This window comes from Paenibacillus sp. AR247 (assembly GCF_002968895.1).
Classification (GTDB): Bacteria; Bacillota; Bacilli; order Paenibacillales; family Paenibacillaceae; genus Paenibacillus_AQ; species Paenibacillus_AQ favisporus.
In genome coordinates this window covers 1-7,594 of the sequence record NZ_PCZT01000077.1, presented here as the reverse complement: position 1 = coordinate 7,594, position 7,594 = coordinate 1, and the positions used below count along the sequence as shown (strand labels likewise).

At 47.9% G+C, this 7,594-nt stretch carries 6 protein-coding genes and 1 pseudogene; all 7 read left to right on the top strand.

Going from position 1 to position 7,594, the window contains the following annotated elements; translation table 11 throughout:
• Positions 1–172: pseudogene (locus CPT76_RS41775) on the top strand (LacI family DNA-binding transcriptional regulator); the annotation flags it as partial.
• A gap of 176 nt (positions 173–348) precedes the next feature.
• Positions 349–1,290 (top strand): ABC transporter permease, encoded by a 942-nt coding sequence (locus CPT76_RS36060; RefSeq protein ID WP_181153266.1) that lies wholly within the window; start codon positions 349–351, stop codon positions 1,288–1,290.
• A gap of 13 nt (positions 1,291–1,303) precedes the next feature.
• Positions 1,304–2,200 (top strand): carbohydrate ABC transporter permease, encoded by an 897-nt coding sequence (locus CPT76_RS36055; RefSeq protein WP_105446279.1) that lies wholly within the window; start codon positions 1,304–1,306, stop codon positions 2,198–2,200.
• A gap of 124 nt (positions 2,201–2,324) precedes the next feature.
• Positions 2,325–3,953, top strand: a complete 1,629-nt coding sequence (locus tag CPT76_RS36050) for an ABC transporter substrate-binding protein (protein WP_105446278.1) — start codon at positions 2,325–2,327, stop codon at positions 3,951–3,953.
• A gap of 27 nt (positions 3,954–3,980) precedes the next feature.
• Complete coding sequence (locus CPT76_RS36895; protein WP_146116570.1) at positions 3,981–4,928, top strand: carbohydrate kinase family protein; 948 nt, start codon at positions 3,981–3,983, stop codon at positions 4,926–4,928.
• On the top strand, positions 4,897–6,447 hold the full coding sequence (locus tag CPT76_RS36040) for a glycoside hydrolase family 32 protein (protein ID WP_105446276.1): 1,551 nt from the start codon (positions 4,897–4,899) through the stop codon (positions 6,445–6,447). The genes CPT76_RS36895 and CPT76_RS36040 overlap by 32 nt, the downstream gene beginning before the upstream one ends.
• The coding region (locus tag CPT76_RS36035; RefSeq protein ID WP_308737737.1) for a LamG-like jellyroll fold domain-containing protein at positions 6,444–7,594 on the top strand (1,151 nt) is incomplete at its 3' end. The genes CPT76_RS36040 and CPT76_RS36035, both read left to right, overlap by 4 nt.

Genomic DNA, 7,594 nt, shown 5'->3' with positions numbered 1-7,594 from the left:
ACGGCATTCAGGATCATCCTTACTTTCATCCGATTTTGTCAACGATCAGGCAACCCGTAGAGGAAATGGCACGCTTGACAATCAGGCTGCTTTCAAAAAGATTGAAGGCGAATCTTTGCATAGGGACGTTTACCGTCTTCCCGTCGTATTTAGGGGTGGCGAAACTACTTGATAAAATAAGAAACTTTGTAAAATGGCGAAATCGCACGCATAACAACCGCATTCACTGGAATGTACGTCGAAAGACGTATTTCTTGCGCCAAATTGGAAAACGTTTCAATTAAATTGGAAACGTTTCAAAAAAAGAGATTGCAATTTAGGGAGAAAGGGAGTATCAAGGTGAATCCAATGGAGTCCGGGGGTCAGCAACACCTCATCAAGGAAAATCGGAGAACATGGACACGAGTCAAGCGAAACTATGAGCTGTACCTGTTTCTGCTGCCGATTATTATTATTTATCTTGTATTCAAGTACTACCCGATGTATGGAGTCCAAATCGCTTTTAAAGATTTTTCACCAAGTCGCGGCATCTGGGGAAGCGAATGGGTTGGCTTCAAGCACTTTATAGAGTTTTTCGATTCTTATAACTTCTGGACGATTATAGTCAATACACTTACGCTCAGTTTTCTGTCGCTTGTTTTTAGTTTTCCGGTTCCAATCATCATCGCAATCATGTTGAACCAGATGCTTGGTAAGAACTATAAGAAATTTATACAGACCGTCATCTATGCACCGCATTTTATTTCTACGGTTGTGCTTGTAGGCATGCTCAATGTGTTTCTATCGCCTAACAGCGGTCTCGTGAACCACATCATTACTTGGTTCGGTGGAGAACCGAGGTTGTTCATGGCCGATGAAGGTTGGTTCCGACCTTTGTACATCTTGTCAGGGATATGGCAGGAGACCGGCTTTTCGACGATTATTTATCTGGCCGCTCTCGCAGGGGTTAATCCAGAGCTACATGAGGCGGCAATTATGGATGGTGCAAGTAAATGGAAGCGGGTATGGTACGTCGATATCCCAAGCATATTGCCGACCATTGTCATTCTACTGATTCTGGCGCTTGGCAACATTATGGGCATCGGTTTTGAAAAGGCTTTTCTGATGCAAAACGATCTGAACTACACGACCTCCAATATCATTCCAACCTATGTATATGAGATGGGGATTCAGAAAGCACAGTACAGCTTTTCCACAGCAGTGGGCCTGTTCAACTCCGTAATTAACATTATCCTGATCTTCACCGTCAACCGAATCGCCAAAAGAATGACGGAAACCAGCCTTTGGTAAGGGGGAGTTCATGTTGAATTCATTATTAAAGAGAAAGAGCAAGGGAGATGTATGGTTCGACGTCATTAACTACGTGATCCTGACCATGATTATGCTACTCGTATTATTCCCGCTGTATTTCGTGTTGATTGCTTCGTTCAGTGATCCCAACCTCATCTATTCAGGAGAGGTATGGTTATTTCCAAAAGGATTTACCCTGGACGGATATGAGCGAATTTTTAGCGATTCATCCATTTGGATCGGGTATGCCAACTCCATCATATATGCGGGCCTGGGAATTTTGATCGGCGTAGCCGTGACGGTATTTGCGGCCTATCCGTTAGCTCGTAAAGATCTGGTTGGGAAATCGGTGATTATGTGGTTTTTGTTGGTCACCATGTTCTTTAGCGGAGGGTTGATCCCAACCTATCTGTTAATTAAGGATCTTCACATGCTAAATACAATCTGGGCCCTTGTTATCCCGGGTGCGGGCGGAGTATTCAATGTCATTATCGTGAGGACATTTTTCCAGTCCAGCATACCGGATGAATTGTGGGAAGCCGCATCGATTGACGGTTGCTCTAACACCCGATTCTTCTGGAGCATCGTGCTTCCGTTGTCCAAGTCTATCATCGCCGTAATGGTACTTTATCATGTCGTAGGTTTCTGGAATGGTTTCTTTGACGCTTTGATCTATATGAACGACGAAAGCAAATATCCGCTTCAACTCGTGCTGCGGAACATTCTAGTCCAGAATCAGGTCAATTCCAACATGATGTTAGATGTAGAGTCCTATGCGGCGAAGATGCGTGTCACAGAGCTTATCAAATACGGCGTGATCATGGTATCCAGCCTTCCGCTGCTGATTTTATATCCTTTCCTGCAAAAGTACTTTGTGAAAGGCGTGATGATCGGATCCATCAAGGGATGACGTTGGCAGGGTGCTTGAAAGGGGGGATGTGAAGCCGTATTGATGCCCAAGATATCCAGATTAGACTAGCAAGGACTGTGCACGATTTTTACCTGTGGAATGATCTAAAGGGAGGTTATGGACAATGAAAAAAACGATCTTCAAAAGTGCAGGGATTCTCATGTTGGCCGGAGCGTTTGCAATCAGTGGCTGTTCGGGTAGCAGCGGGGATACAAAGCAACAGGCGAAAAATCCGGACCAGGATGCGAACTTTAACAAAACCGGGCTTCCAATTGTAAACGATGCCGTGTCATTAAAAATGGTATCCCCGAAAGCCGCACTGGCGCCGGAGTATTCGAAAATGGAAATTTTCAATCGACTGGAGAAGCAAACCAATGTAAAGATCGAGTGGAATAACATTCCGGACACCGACTTCAACGAAAAGAAAAATTTGCTGCTGGCCAGCGGTGATTTGCCGGATGCATTTTATGGAGCCGGGTTCACGGATTACGAGCTTGTCAATTACGGTAAAGATGGGACTCTCATCCCACTGGAGGATTTAATTGACCAATATGCGCCTAATTTGAAAGCGCTCTTAGAGAGCCGGCCCGACATTAGATCGGCGATCACAGCGCCGGATGGTCACATCTATGGGCTGCCGTCTTTTGAAGAGAACAACCTTGGGACCAATCCTTTCTTTCACGTCATCAATAAAAAGTGGCTGGACAAATTGGGATTAAAAATGCCGCAAACGCTGGACGAATATACGAAGGCCTTGATCGCCTTTAAAACACAGGATCCGAATGGCAACGGTAAAGCGGATGAAATTCCACTAAGTTTTATGCACATGCAGTGGTGCAGTGACATTGCGGGCATATTCGGAGCCTTCGGGCTTCCAGATAACCTGGAACATCGGATCGTCCGCGATGGTAAAGTGATTTTCACCGCGAATCAACCTCAATATAAGGAAGCATTGAAATATATACATGATAACTGGTATGCGCAAGGCTTGATCGATCCCGAATCGTTCACCCAGGATGCGGCTCAGTATTTGGCAAAAGGCAAAACGACTGACGAAACGCTTGGCTCTTACGTCTGGTGGGAGGTCGAAGAAGTTGTCGGAGCAGAACGGAGTAAGGATTATGCTCTCCTGCCTCCGCTCAAAGGTCCAAACGGGGACCAATTGATCGGGCGTAACAATGGTGGGGGGCCAGGACGTGGGGCTTTCGTGATTACTAAAGAAGACCGTTACCCCGAGATTACGATGCGCTGGATTGATCAACAGTATGAACCTTACATGGCGGCTCAAATTCACTGGGGTCCGTTGGATGTCGTATTTAAAAAAGACGAAAACGGAAAACTGGTGAACCTTCCGCTACCCGAAGGTACTTCCGCTGGTGAATTCCGTCAGAAGGTAGCTCCAGGTGCAGGGGCCCCGGGAGTAATTACTGCTGAAAATTTGGGGAAAGTGGTTGATCTGGAGCCTCGGGCTCAGCAGCGTGTAATAGATTTGGAGAAGTACTACGATCCTTACATGGAAAAAGAAAACTATCCAAGTATTTTCTTCAAACCAGAAGAATTGGATACAATCAACCGGATTGAGCCTGAATTGATTAAATACGTGAACACTCAAAGAGGCAAATTTATTGTCGATGGCGGCGTGGATGAGCAGTGGGATAGCTATGTGAAGACTCTGGATAAAATGGGCCTGAACGAATTGATGGAGATCTACCAAACTGGACTGGATCGCTATAACGAAAATTTAAAGAAATAATAAGTAAATGATAGGTGGGGAGAAACTGTGCTTGATGTAATTGCTATCGGGGAAGTTTTGATAGATTTTACTCCTGCAGGACAAAGCGAGGGAGGTAACGTGCAGTTCGAATGCAATCCCGGAGGGGCACCGGCTAATGTAGTGGTTGCGCTATCCCGCTTAGGAGCCAAAACGGCTCTGGTTAGCAAAGTAGGGGAGGATCATTTCGGATTCCTACTTCAGCACACTTTGTTAAGCTGCGAAGTTGATGTGACTGCTCTTTCGACTACAACGGAAGCTAACACGACGCTGGCATTTGTCCATTTGGATGGCAACGGAGACCGATCGTTCAGCTTCTACCGGAGGCCGGGAGCCGACACATTGTTGTGCCCAGCGGATGTCCCGTTCGATCGTATTCAAAACTGCCGTATACTGCATTTTGGATCTTTATCGATGACCCATGAGCCTGCCCGTTCGGCAACAAGAGAGGCGGTCGTGAAGGCCAAAGAAGCAGGAGCGCTGCTCTCGTTTGACCCGAACATCCGGATTGCATTATGGGAGAGTAACGATAAAGCAAAACAAAATATTCTTTGGGGCATGAACTATGCCGATATTCTGAAAATATCGGAGGAGGAGCTTGGCTTTATAACAGGAACAACCGATGTGGAAAAAGGCTCGCAGGAGCTGCAGCAGCAATTCGGCATCGCACTGATCGTGGTTACCTTAGCGGAAAAAGGCTGTTATTACCGGGTCGCTGATCATGATGGATATGTGCCCGGATTTCAAGTGAAGGTTATCGATACGACTGGAGCCGGGGACGCGTTCCTGGGCTGCTTGTTATATCAGATCCTTCAAACCGATCATGTATTAAATCAGCTGACCAGACAGCAAATCACCAGCATGCTGACTTTTGCAAATGCAGGTGGAGCATTAGTAACAACACGTAAGGGGGGCTCTTCTGTCAATGCCAACCAAAGAGGAAATGATGAAAATTGAGTTCAGTAAACAGCAAAATGATGATCGATTCAGGCCGTGGTTTCATTTCTCGCCACCTTCTCACTGGATGAACGATCCCAACGGACTGGTCTATTACGAGGGAGAATATCACCTGTTTTACCAGCATCACCCTTACGGAAACAAATGGGGTCCGATGCATTGGGGGCATGCTGTCAGTCAAGATATGGTGCATTGGCGGCATGAACCAATCGCCCTGTTCCCAGACGAGCATGGCGCTATTTTCTCTGGTTGCTGTGTAGTTGACTGGAACAACAGCAGCGGACTATTTGAAGGGTCCCATGGATTGGTTGCGATCTTTACCCATGCTGATACCTGTCCAAAAACTGGTCGGCCGCGTCAAAGGCAAAGTTTGGCTTACAGCAGTGATAAAGGTCGAACCTGGCATAAATATGAGGGGAATCCGGTACTCACCGAGTCTGACCTAATAGACTTTCGGGATCCCAAGGTGTTTTGGCATTCGCAAAATGAACGTTGGGTGATGGCGGTTGTCGCGGGAGATCATGTCCGGTTTTACGGATCAAAGAATTTGCTGGAATGGTCGCTTACGGGCGAATTCGGCCATGGAGAAGGTTCGCATGATGGCGTTTGGGAATGCCCGGATCTCTTTGAACTGCCGATTGATGGCAGCGGACGCTCCAAATGGGTTCTGATCATAAGCATTGGGGATCATCCCGATTATCCGGAAGGTTCACGCACGCAATATTTTATCGGTGAGTTCGATGGGAACACATTCATCAATGACAACCCTGCAGATCATATCCAATGGCTCGATTATGGCCGGGACAATTATGCGGGGGTTACTTGGTCGGATATACCCGATGCTGATGGACGGCGCGTGATCATTGGATGGATGAGCAACTGGAAGTATGCCAACGAGACACCTACCGGAGACTGGAGAGGAGCGATGACACTGCCTCGCGTATTGTCATTGACCAGCCGTGACGAAGGTATCCTGCTGATCCAAAAGCCGGTTAGGGAAATGGAGAAGCTGCGAAAAGAATCGAAGAGCTGGAATGCAATTTTGATTACGCCAGAGGCCCCTTTTATACAAAAGATGCAGGATGAACTGTTGGAGATTGAGGCTGAAATGGATGTCCGCTCCGGGAGTGAGATTCGGGTGAAAATAAAATCCTCCGGGCAGAGCGAAACGATAATCGGATATGACCCTGAGCGCCAATGGCTGTACATTGACCGTACGAAATCAGGAGTGACCGATTTTCATCCGTCTTTTCCGTGCAATCATGGCGCCAAATTGGTTTCTGAGGACGGGAAAATCAAGCTGCATATCTGGCTGGACCGCAATGCGATCGAAGTGTACGCGAATGATGGTCTGATTGCCATGACGGATCAAATTTTCCCTGACGCTCCGTTAGATCAGATCGAAATCAGCGTGAAAGCGGGGCAGTATGTTCTGAACTCGCTTCACATCCATACGCTAAACTCCATACTTATTCCAGGCGACTCCACGGAGTGGGAGTCAAGGAGGGTGGAAGCATGAACCAAAGACCCGACAACCGGGGACCGATGATGTATTGGCCTTTTAATGAAGGAGCCGGAGCAAGTGCTCTGGAATACGTATCCCAGGTCCGGGATGAGATCCAGTACGTATTTAAGCAAGCAAAGTTTACCGAACCGTGCGACCCGCTGTGGAGAAAAGGCGTCGTGGGGAGTGGGCTTTCGTTCGACGGATATTCGACTTTCATTGCCCATTCATTCCAAGAAGAAGATCCTGCGGGCACCTCCCAATACCGGTCGGCGATCAGCATCGGCGTATGGGTTGCCCCTCGTTCATACGAGGTGGGGGACGATGGCAAGCTGTCAGCCATTGTGAACCGTCACAACAAAGAACAAAGGCAGGGATACCTACTCGGTATGTATCGTCATGGATCCTGGTCCTTCCAAGTTGGACTCGAAGGAGGAGAATGGAAGGAAATTTGGTCTCCGGATGGGCATGAGCTGCCAAAAAATGAATGGTCTTACGTAAATGCTGTGTTTGACGGGAACCAAGGGGAAATGAAATTGTTTCTGAACGGCAGGAAGATTGCGTCGACCGGGTTGCCTCGTGGTTCCCGCTTGACCGAGGCGACCGGCACGGATCTCCTAATCGGTAAAAATAATCACAGCAGCCAGCTGGCGAAGGTGTTCAGCCTGCACATGTTCAGTGGCATCATGGAAGAGCTCAAAATCTACCCAAGGGCACTGAGTGAGGATGAGGTAGCCGCTTCTTATCGGCTCGTGTTGGATATCGGATGTGGAGGAGTCCATCCGACGTTAACGTATGATCAGATTAAACTGGATCGGACCCCCCTGCTGGCTGATCGGCACCGGCCTCAATATCACGTTAGCCCACCTGCTCACTGGATGAATGAACCCCATGCGCCGATCTATTTTGACGGCCAGTACCATTTGTTCTATCAGCATAATCCTCATGGGCCCTTCTTTCATCAAATCCATTGGGGGCATTGGGTTAGCGAGGATCTGGTGCATTGGCGGGATCTTCCCGTGGCTTTGGCGCCCGAGAAGGATGAGCTCGCACCCGATGGAATCTGGTCGGGAAGCGCAACCTACGATGCAGACGGCCTGCCGGTCTTGTTCTTTACAGCGGGCAATGACAGTGCTTCGCCGAATCAGAGCGTAGCGCTTAC